Source organism: Labrenzia sp. CP4 (assembly GCF_001579905.1).
Classification (GTDB): domain Bacteria; phylum Pseudomonadota; class Alphaproteobacteria; order Rhizobiales; family Stappiaceae; genus Roseibium; species Roseibium algicola.
Map to the genome: position 1 here is coordinate 4,905,904 of NZ_CP011927.1, position 21,749 is coordinate 4,927,652.

The 21,749-nt window shown below is 59.9% G+C and carries 19 protein-coding genes; 8 read left to right on the top strand and 11 right to left on the bottom strand.

The features are described from left to right. Positions 1-8: 8 nt before the first annotated feature. From ACP90_RS22465 to ACP90_RS22485, 5 genes are all read left to right on the top strand, one after another. On the top strand, positions 9-923 hold the full coding sequence (locus ACP90_RS22465) for a folate-binding protein YgfZ (RefSeq protein WP_286145703.1): 915 nt from the start codon (positions 9-11) through the stop codon (positions 921-923). A 23-nt stretch (positions 924-946) separates the two neighbouring features. Next, a complete protein-coding gene (locus ACP90_RS22470; RefSeq protein WP_062490183.1) occupies positions 947-1,609 on the top strand; it encodes an HD family hydrolase in 663 nt (220 codons plus the stop codon). A gap of 54 nt (positions 1,610-1,663) precedes the next feature. Then, a complete protein-coding gene (locus ACP90_RS22475) occupies positions 1,664-2,170 on the top strand; it encodes a tyrosine phosphatase family protein (protein ID WP_062490184.1) in 507 nt (168 codons plus the stop codon). Positions 2,171-2,190: 20 nt separating this feature from the next. Then, positions 2,191-3,234, top strand: coding sequence for a hypothetical protein (locus tag ACP90_RS22480; protein WP_062490186.1), 1,044 nt, complete (start codon positions 2,191-2,193; stop codon positions 3,232-3,234). Between the two features lie 235 nt (positions 3,235-3,469). Beyond that, on the top strand, positions 3,470-4,717 hold the full coding sequence (locus tag ACP90_RS22485) for a cell wall hydrolase (RefSeq protein WP_031269700.1): 1,248 nt from the start codon (positions 3,470-3,472) through the stop codon (positions 4,715-4,717). 87 nt (positions 4,718-4,804) lie between these two features. Here the strand turns inward: ACP90_RS22485 and ACP90_RS22490 are convergent, their stop codons facing one another. From ACP90_RS22490 to dctP, 6 genes are all read right to left on the bottom strand, one after another. Next, the gene (locus ACP90_RS22490) at positions 4,805-5,308 is read right to left on the bottom strand and encodes a YqhA family protein (RefSeq protein WP_062491880.1); all 504 of its coding nucleotides are present in this window, start codon (positions 5,306-5,308) and stop codon (positions 4,805-4,807) included. 125 nt (positions 5,309-5,433) lie between these two features. Further along, positions 5,434-6,951, bottom strand: a complete 1,518-nt coding sequence (locus ACP90_RS22495) for a malonyl-CoA synthase (protein ID WP_062490188.1) — start codon at positions 6,949-6,951, stop codon at positions 5,434-5,436. Positions 6,952-7,043: 92 nt separating this feature from the next. Then, positions 7,044-8,309, bottom strand: coding sequence for a malonyl-CoA decarboxylase (locus ACP90_RS22500; protein ID WP_023001930.1), 1,266 nt, complete (start codon positions 8,307-8,309; stop codon positions 7,044-7,046). Beyond that, positions 8,309-9,625 carry a TRAP transporter large permease gene (locus tag ACP90_RS22505; RefSeq protein ID WP_023001931.1) on the bottom strand — a complete coding sequence of 439 codons (1,317 nt, stop codon included), beginning with the start codon at positions 9,623-9,625 and terminating at the stop codon, positions 8,309-8,311. The genes ACP90_RS22500 and ACP90_RS22505 overlap by 1 nt, the downstream gene beginning before the upstream one ends. Beyond that, positions 9,625-10,173 (bottom strand): TRAP transporter small permease, encoded by a 549-nt coding sequence (locus ACP90_RS22510; protein WP_055657921.1) that lies wholly within the window; start codon positions 10,171-10,173, stop codon positions 9,625-9,627. Before ACP90_RS22510 ends, ACP90_RS22505 begins: the two co-directional genes overlap by 1 nt. Before the next feature lie 75 nt (positions 10,174-10,248). Next, positions 10,249-11,235, bottom strand: coding sequence for a TRAP transporter substrate-binding protein DctP (gene dctP, locus ACP90_RS22515; RefSeq protein WP_023001933.1), 987 nt, complete (start codon positions 11,233-11,235; stop codon positions 10,249-10,251). 133 nt (positions 11,236-11,368) lie between these two features. Here dctP and ACP90_RS22520 point away from each other — a divergent pair, with 133 nt between their 5' ends. After that, a complete protein-coding gene (locus ACP90_RS22520) occupies positions 11,369-12,025 on the top strand; it encodes a GntR family transcriptional regulator (protein ID WP_055657918.1) in 657 nt (218 codons plus the stop codon). 6 nt (positions 12,026-12,031) lie between these two features. Here the strand turns inward: ACP90_RS22520 and ACP90_RS22525 are convergent, their stop codons facing one another. Further along, entirely contained in the window at positions 12,032-12,967 is a 936-nt protein-coding gene (locus tag ACP90_RS22525; protein WP_023001935.1) for a GlxA family transcriptional regulator, read from the bottom strand. 402 nt (positions 12,968-13,369) lie between these two features. Here ACP90_RS22525 and ACP90_RS22530 point away from each other — a divergent pair, with 402 nt between their 5' ends. Further along, the gene (locus tag ACP90_RS22530; protein ID WP_023001936.1) at positions 13,370-13,963 is read left to right on the top strand and encodes a HupE/UreJ family protein; all 594 of its coding nucleotides are present in this window, start codon (positions 13,370-13,372) and stop codon (positions 13,961-13,963) included. A gap of 209 nt (positions 13,964-14,172) precedes the next feature. On the opposite strand, the gene nadC is transcribed toward ACP90_RS22530, so the two are convergent. From nadC to nadA, 3 genes are all read right to left on the bottom strand, one after another. Next, positions 14,173-15,036 carry a carboxylating nicotinate-nucleotide diphosphorylase gene (gene nadC, locus ACP90_RS22535; RefSeq protein ID WP_062490189.1) on the bottom strand — a complete coding sequence of 288 codons (864 nt, stop codon included), beginning with the start codon at positions 15,034-15,036 and terminating at the stop codon, positions 14,173-14,175. Between the two features lie 12 nt (positions 15,037-15,048). Beyond that, positions 15,049-16,650: an L-aspartate oxidase gene (locus ACP90_RS22540; protein WP_023001938.1), complete on the bottom strand. Its 1,602-nt coding sequence runs from the start codon at positions 16,648-16,650 to the stop codon at positions 15,049-15,051. Between the two features lie 99 nt (positions 16,651-16,749). Then, positions 16,750-17,832 (bottom strand): quinolinate synthase NadA, encoded by a 1,083-nt coding sequence (gene nadA, locus ACP90_RS22545; protein ID WP_055657911.1) that lies wholly within the window; start codon positions 17,830-17,832, stop codon positions 16,750-16,752. A 463-nt stretch (positions 17,833-18,295) separates the two neighbouring features. Here nadA and ACP90_RS22550 point away from each other — a divergent pair, with 463 nt between their 5' ends. After that, the gene (locus tag ACP90_RS22550; protein ID WP_062490191.1) at positions 18,296-19,531 is read left to right on the top strand and encodes an MFS transporter; all 1,236 of its coding nucleotides are present in this window, start codon (positions 18,296-18,298) and stop codon (positions 19,529-19,531) included. 109 nt (positions 19,532-19,640) lie between these two features. Here the strand turns inward: ACP90_RS22550 and glyS are convergent, their stop codons facing one another. Further along, on the bottom strand, positions 19,641-21,728 hold the full coding sequence (gene glyS / locus ACP90_RS22555; RefSeq protein WP_062490193.1) for a glycine--tRNA ligase subunit beta: 2,088 nt from the start codon (positions 21,726-21,728) through the stop codon (positions 19,641-19,643). Positions 21,729-21,749 lie beyond the last annotated feature (21 nt).

Consider the following 21,749-nt stretch of genomic DNA (forward strand, 5'->3'; position numbering starts at 1 on the left):
AGCCTGCCGTGTCGACCCTGTCCTATGCCCACCTGTCCGACCGCTCGTTGATCCGCGTTGGCGGTGCCGAGGCACAGCATTTCCTGCAAAACCTGGTGACGGCAGATATCGACGGCATGACGGAAGGCGGCGCACGCGCAGGTGCCCTGCTGACGCCCCAGGGCAAGATCCTGTTCGATTTCCTGATTTACCGCGTCGAAACCGGGTATCTGCTGGATGCCCCCTCTGAAACGGCAGCCGACCTTCTGAAACGGCTGACATTCTATCGGCTGCGGGCAAAGGTGGAACTGGAACTGCTGCCTGAAGACGTCGGAGTGATTGCGGTTTGGGATGACGCTTCGGAAGCGGGCAACGCTTTGAACCTTGGTCTGGAGGCAGCCCTGGCCTGCGTCACGGATCCGCGGCTGCCAGCGCTCGGGATGCGCATTTCCGGTTCAGTGGCTGATCTTTCCGCAATGCTCGACGGTTCACCCGCGGACGTTGCAGCCTATGATCTTCACCGCATTTCAAAAGGCGTGCCGGAAGGTCTGAAAGACTACGACTACTCGGATATTTTCCCTCACGATGCCGATCTAGATCAGCTTGGCGGTGTCTCCTTTTCCAAGGGATGTTACGTCGGTCAGGAAGTGGTTTCGCGCATGCAGCACCGGGGCAGCGCCCGCAAGCGGTTCGTTCAGATCGAAAGCGGCGCGATGCTCCCCGAAAAGGGCGCCGATATCATGGCCGGCGGCAAATCCGTCGGGGCGCTCGGGTCCAGTGCCGGTACCGGCGACAGCGCTGTGGGCCTTGCCCTGCTCCGTCTTGACAAGGTAGCCCAAGCCAAGGACAACGGCATCCCTCTGCAATGCGGTGACGCGGAGATTCTGGTCAAGGTGCCCGACTGGGCATCGTTTTCCTTGCCGGAGCCCAGCACCGCGGACTGAAACCGCGAGATCTTTGAGGACCGATGGCCTCTGCCCGAACCGACCAGCCCCCGCGCGCCTGGCAGCGCATGTTGTCCGGCAGACGGCTCAATCTTCTGGACCCCTCACCGCTTGACGTCGAGATCTCCGACATCGCTCACGGCCTTGCCCGTGTCGCCCGCTGGAACGGACAGACCTATGGCAACCATGCCTTCTCGGTCGCGGAACATTCGCTGATCGTAGAAGACATCGCCATGATGCTGAAACCGGACCTGCCGCCGCACTGGCGCCTGGCTGTTCTGCTGCATGATGCGCCGGAATATGTCATCGGTGACATGATATCTCCCTTCAAGTCCGTCATCGGTGAAGCCTACAAGGGAGTGGAATCCCGCCTGCAGGGGGCAATCCATCTGCGGTTCGGTCTGCCCGCGGCAATTCCCGTGACCGTGAAGAAGCTCGCAAAGCGCGCCGACATCATCTGTGCCTATTTCGAGGCTGTGGAACTGGCCGGTTTCGACGAAGACGAAGCTGCCAAGATTTTCGGCAAGCCACGTGGTTTTCCGCTCGATGCGAACGGCAAGTTGCGTTACGGCCTTGAGCCTCTGCCGGTGAAATCTGCCCAGGAAATGTTCATGCAGCGCTTTGAAGCGATCGAAGCCCTGCGCGAAGCTGGGAACAACCCGAAAAGCAGACAAGCTAACGGGTGACCTTGCCCACGAATGACCCTAGTTTATTGACGGATACGAAGAACCGGTTCTGTCATGCTGCACGTTTGTTCCCTGTCTAAATTGCCCGAAACGGTGGTCTCCACCGGCGCCAAATCCGTGATCACCCTGATCAACGCCGAAATGAACGTGCCGACACCCGTCGGTATCTTGCCGGAGCGCCATCTGTTTCTTGCCTTCAACGACATTGTAACGCCGGTGAAGGGGCTGATTCCGGCCAGTGAAAGGCAAGTGGAGGCTTTTCTGTCCTTCGTGAGATCCTGGGACCGGCAGGAACCGCTGGTGATACACTGCTGGGCAGGCATCAGCCGCTCGACGGCCGGTGCCTATGTGGCAGCTTGTGCGCTCAACCCGAATGCGGATGAATACGATCTTGCGAAGATCCTTCGGGCGCGGTCGCCGTCGGCCACACCGAACGCCCGGATTGTTGCGATGGGCGACAAGATCCTCGGCCGTGATGGCCGCATGATCGACGCGATCCGGGGCATCGGCCGCGGTGCAAATGCCTTTGAAGGCAACCCCTTTGTCATGCCAATCGACTGACGACCAACCACGGAGACGCAATGCCCCACCGGCAAGCCAATATTGAAATCGGATTGAATGCCGTCATCGTATCGGTTGCCGGAGGCCTGCCCCAGATCGTTCACGTGAACGATGCGAAGGAGGCCAGTACACAGACAGGCCAGCAAACCGGAGGAGAGAGCGGCACGACCGCGCCGGGTGAGGCAACACTCGACAGCCTTCCGTTTGGTCCATTCGACCCGATCCGTCACCGCACCTTCGAAATCGGCCTGCGTTCCTGGGTGGAAAACCAGACCGCGCTGAGGTTGGGATATGTCGAACAGCTTTACACTTTCGGCGACCGTGGCCGGCACCGGGTCTTCGGTGATGAAGGACCGCATGTGGTTTCGGTCGGATATCTGGCTTTGACACGTCAGACCCCGGATTCGGAAAGCATGCTCCTGCGGCACGATTCGGCATGGCGTTCCTGGTACGACTATTTCCCCTGGGAAGACTGGCGCACCGGGCGTCCCGATGTCCTGGATCGGGACATTCTGCCGGCTCTCGACGCCTGGTCCAGCGAACCGCCGCCTTCGGGTGAGCCGCCCAAACCACTTGGGCGTCAGGAACGGGTGCGCCTTGCCTTTGGCACCGGCGGGACTTCCTGGGATGAAGAAAGGGCGCTGGAGCGGTTCGAACTTCTTTATGAGGCTGGCCTCGTCGAAGAAGCCCGGACCGATGGACGGCCAGCGGCCCTGCGGCGGTCAAACCTGCCTTTTCTCGGCGCGTCGATGCGCTTCGACCATCGCCGGGTGCTGGCGACAGCCATTTCCCGGTTGCGCGGCAAGTTGAAATACCGACCGGTGATCTTCGAACTGATGCCGGAGACCTTCACGCTCACCGAGCTTCAAACCTCTGTCGAGGCCATTTCGGGACGCCATCTGCACAAGCAGAATTTCCGCCGCCTGGTAGAAAACGCCGACCTTGTCGAACCGACCGGTGCAACGTCGACCGCGACCGGGGGCCGCCCGGCCGCCCTGTTCCGGTTCCGCCACCAATTGTTGAGCGAACGGCCTGCCCCCGGGCTTCGTGTAGGCGGGCGCTGACGGCTTTCTGCGATTTTTTTCGACACGGCCATTAAAGTTAAGTCCTTAGTAATATTAACCATAACTCCTCCTATCGGCGCGAAAACTTCCACGATTTTCCACGAATTCCAGTCTTATTAACGCTCTTTCAAGGTTAAGCAGACATCTTCAATTTCAGCGTCGTTGTTTACACAGCGTTCACGCTGTTCGTCCGGCGTTTTCGGGACGATGTGTAACGAGTTGGAGTTGGCTGCGTATGTCTGGCCTTAAGTCCCGCAACGGAAAGCGGTTTTCTTCTAAAGTGACACAAGATTTCGGCCCGGTCCGTGCGCGTATGCGCCGGCTCAAATATGTTCTTGTTGCCTGCCCACTGGTCTGGCTCGGTATCGGCGGATCGGTTGGAAACCAGGACATCTTTTCGCTCGTCAACTCGCGCAAGGCGGAATCGCCGCGCTGGATGATGTATCTTGAGCCAGCGAATTTCACGACGAAGGTTGCACCGAAACTGGCGCTCGGCACGACGCCGGTACCCGACCATATCTCTGCACCGATCCTGACACTGACGTCGGCAGATGAAGATTTCGAGGCCAGGCCACTCGTCGGTTTTGAAGAGGTCGCCATGAACGCCAGGCCGACCGAAGTGCCCGATACGATCCTCACCAACAGCACCGCCAAAAGCGACCGCCTGATCACGATGGCGCCGGACCGCCAGATGGTCGACAGGGCAGCCGGCAATCTCTACGCCATGTCGAGCCTGATCTCGACGGAGAAGAAACACGAGGATCTGCCGCGCGTCGCCTTCGTCAAGGCACAGCCGCTCAACTCCCAGGAAACCAGCATGCTCGCCAGCAACGGCAAGGATGGTTTCCCGGAAGGTGGGCCGTTGGACCTGCAAAAGGTCATGATGGCGCGCAATGCCGCTGCCGCCAGCTTCTCCCTCGTTTCCGCCTACGCTCCTGAAAGCGTGAAGGAAACCAAGGAACCCTTCGACGCGCTGTTCGGCGCTGCCATGTACGAGCAGGAGCTGCCGCCGCCGGAAGATCCCGACAACCCGCATTGGTGGGCGCAAAAGCCCCTGCCACTGTCCGTTGGAGACAAGAAAGAGCAGCGCTGCCTTGCCGAGGCCATCTACTTCGAAGCTCGCGGTGAAAGCGAAGATGGCCAGGTGGCCGTCGCGCAGGTCGTGTTGAACCGAGTCAAGAACCCGGCCTACCCGGACAGCATCTGCGGCGTCGTTTACCAGAACCGCCACAAACGCAACCGCTGCCAGTTCTCCTTTGCCTGCGATGGTATCAAGGATCGCATTTCCAGCCCGACCGCCTGGGCAACCGCCCAGAAGCTGGCAAGGGATGTCGCTGACGGCAAGCGCTATTCGAAGATGGTCGACGCTTCGACCCACTATCATGCGACCTACGTCAACCCGCGGTGGGCGAAGTCCATGGCAAAACGCGGCAAAGTCGGCCTGCACATCTTTTACAAGACCTACGCCGGCGGCTGGAACTGATCCTGCCGCCCGGGGCCTTCCCCACGTCCTTCTTCGGCCTGCTCGTGCCATAGGCGTCCTCAGATGCCTGTGGCCCGTGCTTTCCCGTCAGTCGCTCGACTTGAAGACGTTGGTGACCACATAGGTTGCCAGAAGGACGAGATGAAACCCCAGAAGGGCGGCAACCTGAAGCGGTGTGGTCTGGGAAAATTCCAGAAGTTCGCTCAATACGTGGATCGATGAGATGATGATGATCGTCGAAACGATCCGGTGCTTCATCCGCCTGTAGGCCTTCTCGCCCTGCTGGATGTAGTCATCGCCCTGCACAAGGGCCTTCAGCCGGAAGGTGTTGTAGGTGTTGGTCGCCACCATGATCACCAGATTGGCGATGAACACCATGTCGAGCAGATTGAGAATCAGCAGGATCGTCTTCTTGCGGTCCAGAAACTCGAAGCTCTGGATCGCGTCGTAGATATCGACGAAGAAGGTGACGAGAAACAGCACCATGGCAACAGACAGACCGGCCAGGATCGGAACCTGCGCGTAGCGGGTCAGCCTGATTACCGGATCGCTTGCCGAGATCTTGCGGTCTTCGTTCTCACGTTCACTCATGTGCCTGCCCCGACTGTCCTTCTTCAGAGCTAGCACGAGTATGGATTGCAGACCAACCCGGAAGGTCGGCCTGCAAACTGCATTCACGGCCGGCATCTAACGCCGGCCGGATCAAACGGTTGAGATCAAGCGGTTGCGAAAGTGTCCTTGAACTGCTCGCGAAGAACGTTCTTCTGGACCTTGCCCATGGTGTTGCGCGGCAGGCTGTCGACCAGAACAAGCTTCCGCGGATGCTTGAAACGGGCGAGCGATGTTCCGGCAACAGCAAGGATCGCGTCCAGATCGGGCGTTTCCGGGCTATCCGGCACCACCAGGCCCAGCACTGTTTCTCCGAAATCGGAATGCGGCACACCAATGACGGCGCTTTCCCGAACCCCGGGCTGGGCATCCAGGATCAACTCGATTTCCTTCGGGTAGATGTTGTAGCCGCCGGAAATGATCAGGTCCTTGTTGCGCCCGACGATATGGACATAGCCGTCTGCGTCGATCATCCCGAGATCACCGGTGATGAAGAAGCTGTCCTCCCGCAATTCGGCAGCGGTCTTCTCCGGCATCTGCCAATACCCCTTGAAGACGTTCGGGCCGCGCACCTCTATCTGGCCAACCGTTTCGGCCGGCAACGTGTCGCCCGTCGCGGGGTCCGTGATCTTCAGTTCCACGCCCGGGAGCGGGAAACCGACCGTCCCGGCGCGGCGCTCGCCTTCATACGGGTTGGAGGTGTTCATATTGGTTTCGGTCATGCCGTATCGCTCCAGGATCCGGTGACCGGTCCTTTCCTCGAACTGCCGGTGCGTTTCGGCAAGCAGCGGCGCGCTTCCGGAAATGAACAGCCGCATGCCCTTTGTGAGGTCCGCCGTAAAACGCTCGTCCTGAAGCAGTCGGGTGTAGAAGGTCGGCACACCCATCATCGTCGTTGCCTTGGGCATCAGATCGATCATGGCGTCGAGATCGAATTTCGGCAGGAACAGGATGGCACCACCAGCAGCCAGCGACACGTTGGTCGCAACGAAAAGCCCGTGAGTGTGGAAGATCGGCAAGGCATGCAGCAGCACATCCTTGTCGGTGAAGCGCCAGAGTTCCGCCAGGGTGGCGGCATTCGACAACAGGTTCGCCTGTGTCAGCATTGCCCCCTTGGACCGCCCTGTCGTGCCGGAGGTGTAAAGGAAAGCGGCCAGATCGTCCGGCGCCCGTTCCACTGTTGCAAATTCCGGGGGTTTGGCTTTGGCCTGATCCGTCAGCGACCCGCTTCCGTCAGCGTTGAGCGTCTCGAGGCGGGCGCCGAGTTTAGAGACGACAGGGTCCAGCAAGGTCTTGCTGCCACCGTCGCAGACCACGGTCCTGGCACCGCTGTTTTCGATAAAGTAGCTGAGCTCATCGACGGTGTAGGCCGTATTGAGCGGCAGGAACACGATCCCCGCCTGAGCACAGGCCGCGTAAAGAGCCAGAGACGTGGCTGACTTTTCGACCTGGGCGGCGAGCCGGTCGCCAGCCACCATGCCGTTGTCGGTCAGAACATGGGCAATCTGCGCCGCGCTTTCCAGAAACGCAGCATGGGTCAGGATGGAGCCGTCCTGAAAGATCAGAAAGGGTGTGTTCTTGCCGGCATGCTTTCCGAACAGTTGGTCGTAGAGTGGGTTTGTCATCTATGGGGCTCCTGGATCAGCAGGCTTTCGATCTAACCTTGCAAGGCCAAAAAGCTGATCGATTCTATATTGTTAGAGCTTATTAGCCGCATTCAGTTCAGTGCGGATAGCTCTAAAGTGAACGCATTTTCTCCAGCAGTGCTGAGTGATTTGATTTCAGATGAAGCGGCAATTGTCCGGGTCGAAGCGAACCTCTCATGGTTCTGGGTTACCTTCTCCAGATCGTAGAGATAATTGACCATGACGCCGGCAGACTGCTTCATTCCCTTGTCGGAAAGATCCGCGCCTGCGTGCACCTGGTGAACCAATGCGCCGTTGCCAAGGTGGAAGCGGGCAACAGGGTCCAGCGGCAGACCGTCCTTGCGCTTTGCGGTCATCAGGTACCGGGCAGCAAGCTTGCGCAAGGTATCCTCGTCGGCAGAGCCGTGGTCGATCCCCTCGCCTTCCAGCCAGCGGACCAGCCCCGGGATCGGCGACAAGGTGACGAATGTCTTGAGCTTGGGCAGCTCAAGCGACAAATCCGCGGCCACCTGTTTGATAAGCGAGTTGCCGAAGGAAATGCCGGCAAGGCCGGCCTGGCAGTTGGAGATCGAATAAAACACCGCAGTATCCGCCGTATCTGCTTCGATCTGGGTTCTGTTTTCGGCAAGAAGACCCTGGATGGAGCCTGGAATTCCCTTTGTCAGGGCAACTTCAACGAAGATCAGAGGCTCGTCCGGCATTGCCGGATGCAGAAACGCGAAGCACCGTCTGTCGACAGGTTCCAGACGCCGGCGAAGATCGCTCCAGCTGTCGATCGCGTGAACGGCTTCATAGGCGATGATCTTTTCCAGAAGCTGGGCCGGGCTTTCCCAATTGATCGGCCTAAGCACCAGGAACCCGCGGTTGAACCAGCTGGCAAACAGATGCCGGAAGTCCAGATCAAGCGCCTGAAGGGCATCATCGCCCTTGCTGAGGCGCAACAGGTCCTCGCGCATGCCGACCAGAAGCCGGGTTGCGTCCGGAACCTGGTTGAGCCGCCGGATCAGTTCCTGCCGCGGCGGTTCGACAGCCTCCATGAATTCGCGGTAACTGGCCTTCGACTGCCCCTTCTCATAATGCTCCAACGCCGATCTGACAGCCGGAGCCGATACGGCCAGACCGTCCGCGAGATGACGGAAGAAGGCACGTTTTTCCTCGTCATTGAGGGCGCCATACCGGCTGAGGATCTGCCGGGCAAGATTTTGCCCGGAGACTTCCCCGGTTGCACCGATCAGATCGGCGACGAGCGCCTCGAGCGGACGGTCATCCGCCTTGTCCGCCCCCTTCGACAGGTATCTTCGTTCGAAAACGGTCGTCAGCAGATCGGCCAGAAACATCACCGCGCTTCTCCCATCACCACGTCCGGCAGCCAGGTGGCCAGTTCCGGAAACAGACAGAGGATGACGATCGCCACGAACATGCACGCCACGAATGGCAGGGACCCGGTGAGGATCGTCTTCAAGGAAATGTCCGGAGCGATGCCGTTGATCACGTAGAGGTTCAACCCGACCGGAGGAGAGATCAGACCGATCTCCATGTTGATGGTCAGGACAACCGCGAACCAGATCGGATCGAAGCCGGCTGTGGTGATGATCGGCAGCAGGATCGGTGCCGCCATCAGGATCACCGCGACGGGCGGCAGGAAGAACCCGGCAATCAGCAGGAAGACGTTGATTGCCGCCATCAGGATCCAGCGGTTGACGGACAGCGTGCCGATCCATTCTGCAATCGCCTGCGTGATGAAAAGCGACGACAGCATGTAGGAGAAGACACCGGCTGCCGCGATGATGAAGAGGATCATCACGCTTTCCCGCGTACTGTCGCGCAGCACCGTCCAGAGCAGTTTCGGGCTCCAGAGCCGGTAGATGATGACCGCGATCAGCAGACAGAGCAAAGCGCCGACGGCAGCGGTTTCAGACGGTGTCGCGATGCCGCCGTACATGGCATAGAGCACACCCAGAATAATGAGCATGAACGGCAGGACGCGCGGCAGGATCTCGAACTTTTCCGCCCAGGAATAGTTGCCCGCGCTGAGCACGCTGGCATTGCCGCTGCGCCAGGTCGAATAGAGCGACCAGGCCATGAAAAGGCCCATCAGCATCAGGCCGGGAATGACACCTGCCAGGAACAGACGACCAATCGAGGTTTCGGTTGAAATGCCGTAGACGATCATCGTGACGGACGGCGGGATCAGGATGCCGAGCGTGCCCCCCGCGGCGATGGAGCCGGCGGCGACACCATCCGGATAACCGCGCTTGCGCATTTCCGGAATACCCATCTTGCCGATGGCCGCACAGGTGGCGGGTGAAGACCCGGACATGGCAGCGAACAGGGCGCATGCACCAAGGTTCGAGACGACCAGTCCACCGGGTACCCGGGTGAGCCAGCGTTCCAAAGCTTCGTAGAGATCGGCCCCCGCCCGAGTGGAGGCGATGGAGGCGCCCATGATGATGAACATGGGGATCGACAGAAGGGCGAAGTTATCAAGTTTGCCGAACAGGATTTCGGGCATCAGTTCGAGCGACCGGAAGCCGTCGAATGCCAGCAGGAAGCCGGCGGAAACGATCAACAGACCGATCGCAACGGAAATGCCGGAGAAGAGGACCAGGATGGTGGCGACCGCCACCAGGGCGCCGAGCAGCAAGGGATCCATTATTTGTCCTCCAGACCGAAGGGTTTGTCGATACCGATGAGAACCGCGTAAAGATCTGCGGCGAGCTGCAGCAACAGCAGTCCGAACCCTACGGGGATCGACAGATACGGGATCCAGAGCCTGACGCCCCAGACAGTGTCTGAGGTCCAGCCCTTCGACCAGGCGAGGTACCAGAATTCAGTGCCGTAGAAGAGCATCATCGCCATGACCAGGATCGAGATTGACAGCGTGATGCAGGCCAGCACGAAGCGGGCACGTGGTGCCAGCGACAGGGGAAACAGGTCGACATTGACGTGCCCCCGAAGCCGCTGAACGTAAGGCAGCCCCACAAGGGTTGCGGCGATGACCAGATAAATGACCGTTTCGGTCTGCCAGACGGTGGAAGCGTTGAGCACGAGGCGCACGAAGATCATCTGGCAAGTGACGACGACTGCGACAACGATCATCGCTGCCGCACACCAGCCGGCCACGGTCGAAATCGCTGCGACAACGCGCAAGAAGGGGTTGCTGCCGGCATGCGCTACCGCAGCCGTACTGTGGCCCGCCATGGGTCACTCCTTGAAATGAGGTCCTTTGGAACAGGTTTCGGGGCGGATTTCAGGCCGCCCCGCAAGTTCAGTCGCTTATTCGACGGCGAATGCCAGATCGAGAAGCTGCTGACCGTTCGGGGTTTCTTCCACGAACGCCTTGTAGGAGGTTTCCTTGGCAAGAGCCCGCCAGGCATCGAAGTCCGCTGCGGTCATTTCGGCGATTTCGACACCGTTCTCACGGAAGACTTCTGCAGAGGCCGCATCTTCCTTCTTGGCTTCTTCGAGATAGAAAGCCTGCGCCTTTTCAGAAGCCGCCAGCAGCGCTTTTTGCTGGTCTTCGGTGAGGCTTTCGAACTTGGCCTTGTTCATCAGGAGCGGCTGGTACATGAACCAGAGCGCATATTCGCCAGCCGGGGTGTAGCAGGACACCTGCTCGTAAATGCGATAGCTGACGAAGGACGAGGACGAGGTGTTGACCGCGTCCAGAACACCGGACTGCATGGCATTGTAGACTTCCGAAGACGCCATCGAGGCAATCGAAGCGCCTGCGCCTGCAAGCATCTGCTCAAAGGCCTTGCCCGCAGCGCGGGTCTGAAGACCCGGCATGTCTTCCGGCTTGGTGATGCACTTGTCCTTGGCTGCAAAGCCGCCGGCCAGGTAACCGTGCACCAGCACGATCACATCGTCCTCGGCCATGATTCCTTCAATAGCCTCCATGAACGGGCTTTCGTTCATGCGGGCTGCATGGTCATGGTTTTTCACCAGACCCGGCATCAGGGTGAGGTTATAGGCAGGTTGCTGGCCACCGGCATAGCTGAGCGGCAGAACGGTCATGTCCAGCAGACCGCGAGACAGCGGCTTATACTGTTCGCGCGCCTTCAAAAGCGACTGGGACGGGAAAATCTTGATGTCGAGATCGACACCGGCCGCCGCCACGTCGTCGGCAACCATCTGGGCCACCTTGTGGCGAACGTCGCCGGTGGACCACTGGTGAGACAGGCGCAGCTCGGTCGCGTTGGCGGTGAGCGCGCTGGCGAAAAGCGTCACGGCAGCAACCGACGCTGAGAATTTGAAGTTCATTTTTTCCTCCCTGATGGTTCCGGACGGGAACCGGAATTTGATCTTACCCTCATGTGATGTTTTTCTGTCAAGTAATTTTGTATACAAGATCGACAATATTGCGCGCGAAAAACTCCTATGCTAAATGCGAAACATGGAAAGAAAACGATCCGACCGCATCGCGGATGCGCTTGAAGGGCTGATTTTCGACGGCACTTTCGCCGATGGCGACAGGCTGGACGAGGTTCAGCTTGCAGGCCGGTTTTCGGTTTCCAGAACACCGGTCCGGGAAGCCCTTCACAGGCTTTCCCAGTCCGGTCTGGTCGTGCAGATACCCCGCCGCGGTGTCTTCGTCCGGCAACCCGGTCCGGTGGAACTGATCGAAATGTTCGAAGTGATGGCAGAGCTGGAAGCCGTGAGTGCGCGCCTGGCTGCCGCGCGTATTTCCGAAACTGCCCTTGCCGATCTTCACGCTGCGAACGAGCGTTGCAAACATGCCGTCGAGGCGCAGGACACGGATGGCTACTATCTGGAAAACGAGCAGTTCCACGCCATCATCTACCGCCAGTCAGGCAACCGTTTTCTGGAGCAGGAATGCCTTCGCCTTCAACGGCGTCTGCAGCCCTTCCGAAGGGTGCAGCTGCGCGTGCGCGGGCGCATGAAACAATCCATGGCCGAACATGAAGACGTCGTTGCCGCCATCGAGGCTGCCGACGGTGAACGGGCGGCGGCTGCCATCCGTCGGCACGTTTCCGTACAGGGCGAGAAATTCCATCACCTGATGGCAAGCCTGAAGCCCGCAGCCGAGTAAGCCCTTCTAGAACTCGAAAACCCGGCCATGCTGCTGACGGTCCGCGGCAGGACTTGTGCCGAGGGCAGACCGGTAGCGTTTCGAAAAATGGGACGCGCTGGCAAAGCCGCAGGCCATCGCGATGTCGATCATGCGCATTGAGGTGCGGCAGACGAGCTGGCGAGCAATGTCCAGACGAACCTTTGCGTAATATTCCTGCGGGCTGCACTTCAGATATTTCTGGAATTCCCGCTGCAACTGGCGGGGGCTGACGTCCAGTTTCTGCGCGATCTCCTGCAAGGAGAGCGGCTCGACGACGTTCTCCGTCATCAGGGCGATGCTGCTGCGCACCCGCTGCGAGACGGATTCCAGATCATCACGCATGTGCTTGTGCTGCCGCTCGTTGCCACTGCGCCAGTCGTGATGAAGGGCAATTTCGGCGACGTCCGCAGCAACCGCGCCACCGTGGACCTGGGCCACAAAGCCGATCATCAAATCGAGCGCGGAGGTTCCCCCGGCACAGGTCATGTACTTGCCGTCCGTCTGAATGAGGCTGTCCACCAGCCGCGCATCCGGGAACCGTTCCTTGAAGAAATCGGCATATTCCCAGTGGATCGTGCAGTTCCTGTTGTCCAGCAGGCCGAAGTCGGCCAACACATAGGCACCAGTGCAGATGCCTGCGATCCGGCTGGAGCGGTTGGCCAGTTTCCGGATGGCAACCTTCTGAGCCAGTGTCAGCCCAATGCGTTCCACATCGTCACTGCTGCAGACCGCAAGAAGATCCGGCCGTTCGACATCGCCGATGGCGCAGTCGGCTCGTATGGTGCTGCCGTTGCTGGCAACGGCATCGCTGCCGTCCAGACTGCAGCAGCGATATGTGAAGGCCTTGCGTTTCAACACCTTGTTCGCGATCCGCAGAGGCTCGATTGCAGAGGCAAAGGAGAGCAGGGAAAAATTTCTCATGAGCAGAAAGCAGATCTCGACGGTTCGCGAGGCAAGCGCCTCTCCGCCGTCATCCCCTTCGCTTCGGCCGGGGGCCGGAGAGGATTTCCGCCCTGGGGAAACTTGTGCTTCGTCCAATCTAGCGCTCACAGGTATCCTGCCTTCACCATCTTCATCGGCTCGAACCGATCTTGAAGAATCTTCAGCCGGAAATTTAGCAGCCTGAAAAGCTGCTCCCTATCGGGAAACCGGACTACATTGTCGCAGTTCTTCCGTTGCGCTACCCGGCACACGCCTCACGAAAGAGACCGCCGTTGTGGTTTACAGGCTCCCAGAATCATCGATAGTACACAGGTCTTGAGCTCTTCATGAACGGTGCGACCCATCCCGGGGCACCGGAGTGACCAACCGAAGGAACATTTCATGCTCTACCGCCTCGGCCTTGCCACCGCGTTCGGCCTGTTGACCGCCTCTCCCGCCCTTGCCCATCTGGATCCGTCCGAACACGGTTCCTTTGCTGCCGGCTTTACACATCCACTGTTCGGCACCGATCACGTGCTGGCGATGATTGCCGTTGGCCTTTGGGCCGCCCTTCTTGGCGGGCGCGCGGTCTGGGCTCTGCCGACCGCCTTCGTCGGTGCGATGATCGTCGGATTCCTGCTCTCGCTTGCCGGCGTTCCGCTGCCCTACGTCGAACCGTTCATTCTGACATCGGTCGTGGTTCTGGGTGTCGTCGTCGCCCTTGCCTTGCGCCTGCCACTTGGCGTGTGTGCGGCACTGGTGGGTGTGTTCGGCATTTGTCACGGCCATGCCCACGGCGGTGAAATCGGCTCGGCTGGCGAACTTTCCTATGCCGGTGGCTTTGTTTTGGCGACCGCGCTTCTGCATGCAGCCGGGCTCCTGATTGGCTACGGCGCCAATGTGGCCACCCGGAACGATCCCGCCTGGGCACCACGCATCATTCGCAGCCTGGGTGTGCTGACGGCACTCGGCGGGCTGTATCTTGCAGCTGCGTGAGTTCGGTGACTGATTAAAACAGACGCGACTGTCGTCCCACTGCTCCCCCTCATCTGAGCATGCGCGCAGCGCTGTTTCGAAGGATGGCCGGCAAACTTCAGAGCAAGCAGCCCATCCTTCGAGATGGACCTGACGGTCCTTCTCAGGATGACTTAGAGACGGGATGGCAGACAGGGCAGAACACCGAACGGGTAGCCGGTAAAGGGATCTCAGCCGATCTCGATATCCAGACCCAGATCCAGAACCGGAGCCGAATGGGTGATCCAGCCTGAGGAGATCAGGTCAACCCCGGCTTCGGCGACGGCCTTGACCGTATCGAGCTCTATTCCACCGGATGCTTCCAGCAGAACCTTGCCTCCGGCCTTTGCAACAGCCTGCTTCAGGACTTTGGGCGGCATGTTGTCGAGCATGACCACGTCAGGACCGGCGGCAAGTGCCTCGTCCAGCTGTTCCAGCGTGTCGACTTCCACCTCGATCTTCACCAGATGACCGGCGAAAGCCTTGGCGGCTTCGATGGCTTGCGTCACACCGCCGGCGACCGCGATGTGGTTGTCCTTGATCAGGATCGCATCGTCGAGACCGAAGCGATGGTTGGAACCGCCGCCACATTTGACCGCATATTTCTCGAACGCACGCAGACCCGGTGTCGTCTTGCGGGTGCAGACGATGTCCGCCTTGGTGTGTGCGATCAGATCGGCGAATTTCGACGTAGCCGTCGCAATGCCTGACAAGTGACCCAGGAAGTTCAATGCCACCCTTTCGGCAGCGAGAAGCGCGCGGGCTGGCCCCTCGATCCGGGCGACAACTGCCTTGGGCGACAACCGGTCACCATCTGCCAGATCGGCCTCGAAATGCAAACCGGCATCCGTCTGACGAAAGGCGCTTTCGGCGAAGGCTAATCCGGCGAGAACCCCCGGTTTGCGCGCGGCAATCACGGCGGAGGCTTTTGCATCGGGTGGCAGCGTTGCCTGGCTGGTGATGTCACCCGCCCGGCCCCAGTCTTCCAGAAGAGCGGCCTTGACGGCTTCATCCACCATCAGGCGTGGCAGCTCGGGCAAAAATCTACGGGTCATGCGCCTCTCCGGTCAGGCAGTTTCCAGGGCCTCGGCGGTGATGGCTTCGACTTCCTTCAAGGTGGTGTAGGAGCGGCTTGCCATGTCAGGGTTTTCCTGCGGGAAATCCTTGCGGAAATGCCCACCACGGCTTTCCTCGCGCTTCAGTGCCGCCGCGGTGATGATACGCCCGGCGACCATCATGTTGAGGATCGACTGGCGCACGCAATTCTGTTCAACCTGCGCAATATCGGCCAGGGCCGTCTTGAGGCCGGCCGCGTCGCGCAGCACGCCGACATTGCGCGCCAGTGTCTTGCGCAGAACGGTGATCGCTTCCCGCTCCTCGACGTTGCGCTGGCTCGGCAAGCCCGGAGCATCGTCCATCTCGTTCCAGTAGGCACTGCGCGGGGTCGGCATCAGGCCCTGGATATCTTCCGCGATGCGCGCGGCAAAAACGACGGCCTCCAGCAGCGAATTGGATGCCAGGCGGTTGGCGCCGTGGGCACCGGTTGAAGCCACCTCACCCGCGGCCCACAGACCGTCAAGCGACGTCCGGCCGTTGGCATCGGTCAGGACCCCGCCCATGTGGTAATGCTCCGCGGGCGCCACGGGCAGCAGATCCTTTGCCGGATCGATGCCTGCTGCGGAGGCTGCCGCGAAGACGGTCGGAAAATCGTCCTTGAACCTTTCGCCGATCGCTGTCCGGCAGTCGAGGAAGGCCCCTCGGCCTTCGGACACTTCCCGGTGAATGGCCCGGGCAACGATGTCGCGCGGCGCCAGTTCCAATTCCGGGTGAACACCTTCCATGAAGCGTTCGCCGGCCTTGTTGACGAGGGTAGCTCCCTCGCCGCGCAGGGCTTCGGTTGCCAGCGGTGCCGGATCCTTGCCGAGATCAAGCGCGGTCGGGTGAAACTGCACGAATTCGGCATCGGCAATCACCGCACCGGCGCGGGCCGCCATGGCAAGGCCATGACCGTTGGCTTCGTGCGGGTTGGTCGTCAGTTCGTAGAGGTGACCGATGCCGCCGGAAGCAAGCACCACGGCCTTTGCCGGGAAAATCAGCCGTTCCAGGCCGCCGCGCCGGCGCGCCAGGACCCCGGTTACATACCGTCCCTCGCCAATGAAGCTTTCGCCGATGTAGCCTTCCAGAATGCGGATCGACGGCGTCTTGCGAACAGCGGCGATCAGGGCATCCATGATCGCGCGGCCTGCCATGTCGCCGCGCACACGTACGACCCGGCTCTGGGAATGAGCGGCTTCGCGTGAAAACTTCAGTCGGCCTTCAAGATCCTGATCGAACGGAACGCCATAGGACAAGAGGTCATGAACCCGGGCACTGCCTTCGCGGGTCATCTCTTCGACGATCTTTTCCTCGCAGATGCCGCAGCCGGCGGCCAGCGTATCGTCGCGGTGTTTTTCCACCGAGTCCTGCTCGGAGATCGCAGCGGCAATACCGCCCTGCGCCCAGGCAGAGGACGCTCCCTGCCCGATCGGTGCGTTGGTGATGACGGTGACCGGACGCGGGCTGAGCTTCAGCGCGCAGAAAAGGCCTGCCAGACCTCCCCCCAGAATGACGACATCATCCACATCCTTGCCTATATAGGCAGGTGCAAAATCCTCAACCGACACGGCCATGGGAAACTTCCTGGAACAGACGGGGCCAGAGCCCCAAAGAAACTCCCGGGCCGGCAGGCCCGGAAGCAATCGCATAGATGCGGTTTAGACCGAAGCCGGTCAGATTTTCAAGTTGATCATCCGCTCGACCGCGGTGCGGGCCCTGTCGGCCACCGCCGGGTCGACGACCACTTCCTCTTTCATCTCCAGGAGAGTGTCGAGGATCTTGTTCAGCGTGATCCGCTTCATGTGCGGGCAAAGGTTGCAAGGGCGGATGTAGTCGACACCCGGCGTTTCGCTGGCAACATTGTCCGCCATGGAGCACTCGGTGATCATCATCACCTTTTCCGGACGCTTTGTCTTGACCCAGTCGATCATGTGCGCGGTGGAACCGGCGAAGTCGGCTTCCGCGACCACTTCGGGCGGGCACTCCGGATGGGCAATGATCTTCACATTCGGTTCGATCTTGCGATAGTCGCGCAGCTCTTCCGCGGTGAAGCGCTCATGCACTTCGCAGGCACCGTCCCAGACCAGAACCTCGACGTCGGTCTTGTTGCCGACGTTTGCGGCCAGATACTTGTCCGGGATCAGGAACACCTTGTCGACGCCGAAGCTTTCCACGACCTGCAGCGCGTTGGAAGACGTGCAGCAGATGTCGCATTCCGCCTTCACATCGGCAGACGTGTTCACGTAGGTGATGATCGGGATGCCGGGGTTCCGTTCGCGCAGAGCCCGCACATCGGCACCGGTAATGGATTCAGCCAGCGAGCAGCCTGCACGCATGTCCGGGATCAGCACGGTCTTTTCCGGGCTCAGGATTTTCGAGGTCTCGGCCATGAAGTGCACGCCGCACTGGACGATGACTTCCGCATCGGTGCGGGTCGCCTCGATGGCCAGCTGCAGGCTGTCGCCAACAATATCGGCAACACCATGGTAGATATCCGGCGTCATGTAGTTGTGCGCCAGGATAACCGCGTTGCGCTGCTTCTTCAGCTTGTTGATCGCGTGGATGGTCGGCGCCAGAGCAGGCCATTCGATGGCCGGGATGATGTGCTTGACCTTCTCGTAGATCGGCGCAGTCGCCTCTGCGACCTCCGGCGTATAACGCAGGTCCGGGCGCTCCAGCTTGCCGAAACGCTCCAGTGCCGTCAGTCCGGCGGCAATCGGTGCTCCAACCGGTGCTTTGGTCTGGGCAATGGTCATGGCGACCTCCCTTTTTTGCGCGGCGCGAGGGGTATTTTGTGCCGCTATTTAATTATACTCAACTTGAGCATATCAGAGGCAAAAGAAAACGGGCGGTGATGCCCATACTTTTGCTCTTTAGGAGTTTATATAGTCATCAGCAAATCGAAAATCTACAAAAATCCGAAAAATTCTCGCGGGAAATCCGATTTGCCTTTGTTTTCCTGAGCTTAAGGCGCAACTTTTCCATTTCCGGAAAGCCGGCTAACAATTATCGCCTTCACACACGAGATGCAAACGGCAAAACCAACCGGGCTCTCACAGCATCTGTTGCTGCGTTTACACCGCGAACGCGCGACGCACTGGCGTGATCCAAGTTTTGCTGTTCCATTTGCAACGTTGATCAATCCATCAAAATTACGCGTTTTGCGATTGGACTGCTTCAGACTATACCTATCGTAATTTCACGATCAGAGACTCATCCATGACAACAGCTTCTTCCACCGGCCGGGTCGGCCCGAATATACCGCTGGTGATTTCCTGCGGCTGTTTGATCGCCCTCATTTCGTTCGGGCCGCGTTCTGCCATGGGCCTGTTCTTTCAGCCCATGACCGAGGCCAGGGACTGGAGCCGCGAGATCTTCGCACTGGCACTGGCGATCCAGAACCTTATGTGGGGCATCGGACAGCCGATCGCCGGCATGATGGCCGACCGGTTCGGAACCTGGAAGACCATGACACTTGGCGCAGTCCTCTACTGTGCCGGCCTTTTGCTGATGATCGACGCGGAAAGCACCGTCGCCCTGCACATTTCAGCAGGTGTGCTCATCGGGCTCGGCATTGCGTGTTCGTCCTTCTCGCTGGTTCTGGCGGCTTTCGGCCGCGCCGTCTCGCCATCACAGAGAACGCTGGCCTTCGGTATCGGCACAGCCTCCGGATCTCTCGGCCAGTTCCTGTTTGCCCCACTTGGCGGCACGCTGATTGCCAGCATCGGCTGGCAGCAGACCCTCATCGTCTTCGCCGGCCTTGTGGCAATTGTTCCGCTTCTGGCGATCGCGCTCAAGGGCAAGTCTGAGATGCCGAAAGACAGCAATCCGGCGAATGACCAGAAGCTGACCTCCGCCATTTCCGAAGCCTTTGGAACACGCGGATTTATCCTGCTCACCTTCGGCTTTTTCGTCTGCGGCTTTCACGTCGCCTTCATCACGGTGCACCTGCCGCCCTATATCGCCGACCTTGGCCTTGACCCCGCCTGGGGTGCCACGGCCATCGCCCTCATCGGTCTTTGCAACATCGCGGGTTCGCTGTTGTCAGGATATATTTCCGGCCGCTATTCCAAGCCGATCTTCCTGTCGCTGATCTACCTTGGCCGCGCCGTCGCGATTTTCGCCTTCATCATGCTGCCGGTCACGCCTGCCTCGGTGCTCGTGTTCTCCGGTGTGATGGGCCTCCTGTGGCTGTCGACCGTGCCGCCGACATCCGGCCTCGTTGCCGTCATGTTCGGGCCGCGCTACATGGCAACTCTGTTCGGCTTCGTCTTCCTGTCGCACCAGGTCGGCTCGTTCCTGGGTGTGTGGCTCGGCGGCAAGATCTACGACGAAACAGGCTCCTATGACGCCATCTGGTGGCTGGGCATCGCCCTCGGCATCTTCGCCGCCATCGTGCATTGGCCGATCCAGGAAAAACCCGTTGACCGGCTCGCTGCTGCACCTGCCGAGTAAGAGACGCCGGACCTTCAAACTTAAACGTTGAGACACAGAACGAAAAAGGCGGGCTCAAGGCCCGCCTTTTTGTTTGTCAGTTCCGTTTCGCTTAACCGGCTAATTCCGTTTACCCAGCCACTTTCGAGAAGTCCGCCACCACGTGGGTCGCATCGCGGATTTCAGCAAGGAGCTGCAGGCGGTTCATGCGCAGCGTGGCGTCCTCGGCATTGACCAGGATATCGTCGAAGAAACGATCGACCGGAGCACGCAATTTCGACAGCGCTTCCATTGCCCCTTCGAAGTTCTCGCTTGCCACGGCGTCGGCCGCTTCAGCCCGGGCCACATCGATGGCAGCGGCCAGATCGATTTCGGCCTGCTCCTGGAAGTGATCCGCATGCGGCTTGCCGGAAACAGGGCTACCGTCCTTCTTTTCCTCGGCCTTCAGAATATTCACCGCACGCTTGTAACCAGCCAGCAGGTTGGTGCCGTCGTCGGACGACACGAACTTGCCAAGCGCCTCGACGCGGCGAACCACCATCAGGAGATCGTCCTGGCCTACCAATGCAAAGACCGCGTCGATCAGATCGTGGCGCGCGCCTTCATCCTTCAAGTGGACTTTCAGGCGATCGCCGAAGAAGGACAGCAGATCGGCAACAAGAGCTGCGGGATCGCTCGCTTCAACACCTTGAAGATCCAGAGCGGAACGAATGGCATCGCCCAGCCTGATCCTGAGGTTGTTTTCCAGAATGATCCGGATCACGCCCAGAGCCGCGCGGCGAAGCGCGTAAGGGTCCTTGGAGCCGGTCGGCTTTTCATCGATGGCCCAGAAACCTGCGAGAAGGTCCAGCTTTTCGGCAAGGGCCACGGCAACGGCGACCGGGTCGGTCGGCACGCTGTCACTTGGTCCCTGCGGCTTGTAATGCTCTTCGATAGCCGTTGCCACCGACGCATCCTCGCCCTGGGCTGTTGCATAGTAGCGGCCCATGAGGCCCTGCAATTCCGGGAATTCGAACACCATGTTGGAGACAAGGTCCGCCTTGGCGAGTTCCGCCGCGCGTCTGGCCTTGGTTTCATCCGCCCCGGCAACCGTAGCCAGTTCGGCCGAAAGCGCGATCAAACGCTTCACCCGCTCGCCAACGCTGCCGAGCTTTTCGTGAAACTTGACTTCATCCAGCTTGGGCAGGTTGTCCGAAAGCTTCGACTTCAGGTCGGTTTCCCAGAAGAAGCGGGCATCGGACAGGCGTGCGCGGATAACCTTCTCGTTTCCGGCCACGATCAGCTTGCCGCCATCGTCGGCAATGATGTTGGAAATCAGCACGAACTTGTTGGCAAGGCGCCCGGTGGCCGGGTTCTTCAGCACGAAGCACTTCTGGTTGACCTTGATGGTCAGCTGAATGCACTCGTCCGGGATCGTCAGGAAATCCTCGTCGAAGCTGCCCGTCAGCACCACAGGCCATTCAACCAGCCCGGCAACCTCTTCCAGAAGACCCGGATCCTCCACCAGATCGAGGCCTAGCGCCAGCGCACAATCCTTGGCGTCATTCTGGATGATGTCCTTGCGGCGGTCGGCATCCAGCACGACCTTGTGCTTCTCAAGCGAAGGCGCATAGTCGTCGAAACGGCGCACGTCGAAGGCCTCATCCGCCAGGAAGCGGTGGCCGCGTGTGGTCTTGCCCGCCTTTATGCCATCGAATTCGAACGGAACCACGTCCGGTTCTTCCGTTTCAGGACCGAAGGTCGCGACGATTGAGTGCAGCGGCCGCACCCAGCGTGTGGATCCAGTGCCCCAGCGCATGGCTTTCGGCCAGGGGAAGTTGCGCAGGATGCCCGGCATGAACTCGGCAATGACGTCGATCGCCGAACGGCCCGGCTTTTCGATCACCGCAACGTAGAAATCGCCCTTTTTCGGGTCCGTCTGAATGGTCGCCTGATCGATCGACGTCAGCCCGGCGCCTCTCAGGAAGCCTTCCAGTGCCTTTTCGGGAGACCCGACGCGCGGTCCCTTGCGTTCTTCACGCGTGGCGGCAGAGCCAGCGGGAACACCGGCAACATGCAGGGCCAGACGCCGCGGTGTCGCGAAGGCCTTAGCACCCTCATACGGCAAACCGGCATCCACCAGGGCATTGGTCACGAGAGATTTCAGGTCTTCGGCCGCCTTGCGCTGCATGCGGGCCGGAATCTCTTCGCTGAAAAGTTCAAGCAGAAGATCGGGCATGGATATCTGGACCTTTGGTCT

What these genes read in the sequence shown, in the direction of transcription:
- ACP90_RS22470 (WP_062490183.1), top strand. Translation starts at nt 947, where the DNA reads ATGGCCTCTGCCCGAACCGACCAGCCCCCGCGCGCCTGGCAGCGCATG.
- ACP90_RS22475 (WP_062490184.1), top strand. Translation starts at nt 1,664, where the DNA reads ATGCTGCACGTTTGTTCCCTGTCTAAATTGCCCGAAACGGTGGTCTCC.
- ACP90_RS22480 (WP_062490186.1), top strand. Translation starts at nt 2,191, where the DNA reads ATGCCCCACCGGCAAGCCAATATTGAAATCGGATTGAATGCCGTCATC.
- ACP90_RS22485 (WP_031269700.1), top strand. Translation starts at nt 3,470, where the DNA reads ATGTCTGGCCTTAAGTCCCGCAACGGAAAGCGGTTTTCTTCTAAAGTG.
- ACP90_RS22490 (WP_062491880.1), bottom strand. Translation starts at nt 5,308, where the DNA reads ATGAGTGAACGTGAGAACGAAGACCGCAAGATCTCGGCAAGCGATCCG.
- ACP90_RS22495 (WP_062490188.1), bottom strand. Translation starts at nt 6,951, where the DNA reads ATGACAAACCCACTCTACGACCAACTGTTCGGAAAGCATGCCGGCAAG.
- ACP90_RS22500 (WP_023001930.1), bottom strand. Translation starts at nt 8,309, where the DNA reads ATGTTTCTGGCCGATCTGCTGACGACCGTTTTCGAACGAAGATACCTG.
- ACP90_RS22505 (WP_023001931.1), bottom strand. Translation starts at nt 9,625, where the DNA reads ATGGATCCCTTGCTGCTCGGCGCCCTGGTGGCGGTCGCCACCATCCTG.
- ACP90_RS22510 (WP_055657921.1), bottom strand. Translation starts at nt 10,173, where the DNA reads ATGGCGGGCCACAGTACGGCTGCGGTAGCGCATGCCGGCAGCAACCCC.
- dctP (WP_023001933.1), bottom strand. Translation starts at nt 11,235, where the DNA reads ATGAACTTCAAATTCTCAGCGTCGGTTGCTGCCGTGACGCTTTTCGCC.
- ACP90_RS22520 (WP_055657918.1), top strand. Translation starts at nt 11,369, where the DNA reads ATGGAAAGAAAACGATCCGACCGCATCGCGGATGCGCTTGAAGGGCTG.
- ACP90_RS22525 (WP_023001935.1), bottom strand. Translation starts at nt 12,967, where the DNA reads ATGAGAAATTTTTCCCTGCTCTCCTTTGCCTCTGCAATCGAGCCTCTG.
- ACP90_RS22530 (WP_023001936.1), top strand. Translation starts at nt 13,370, where the DNA reads ATGCTCTACCGCCTCGGCCTTGCCACCGCGTTCGGCCTGTTGACCGCC.
- nadC (WP_062490189.1), bottom strand. Translation starts at nt 15,036, where the DNA reads ATGACCCGTAGATTTTTGCCCGAGCTGCCACGCCTGATGGTGGATGAA.
- ACP90_RS22540 (WP_023001938.1), bottom strand. Translation starts at nt 16,650, where the DNA reads ATGGCCGTGTCGGTTGAGGATTTTGCACCTGCCTATATAGGCAAGGAT.
- nadA (WP_055657911.1), bottom strand. Translation starts at nt 17,832, where the DNA reads ATGACCATTGCCCAGACCAAAGCACCGGTTGGAGCACCGATTGCCGCC.
- ACP90_RS22550 (WP_062490191.1), top strand. Translation starts at nt 18,296, where the DNA reads ATGACAACAGCTTCTTCCACCGGCCGGGTCGGCCCGAATATACCGCTG.
- glyS (WP_062490193.1), bottom strand. Translation starts at nt 21,728, where the DNA reads ATGCCCGATCTTCTGCTTGAACTTTTCAGCGAAGAGATTCCGGCCCGC.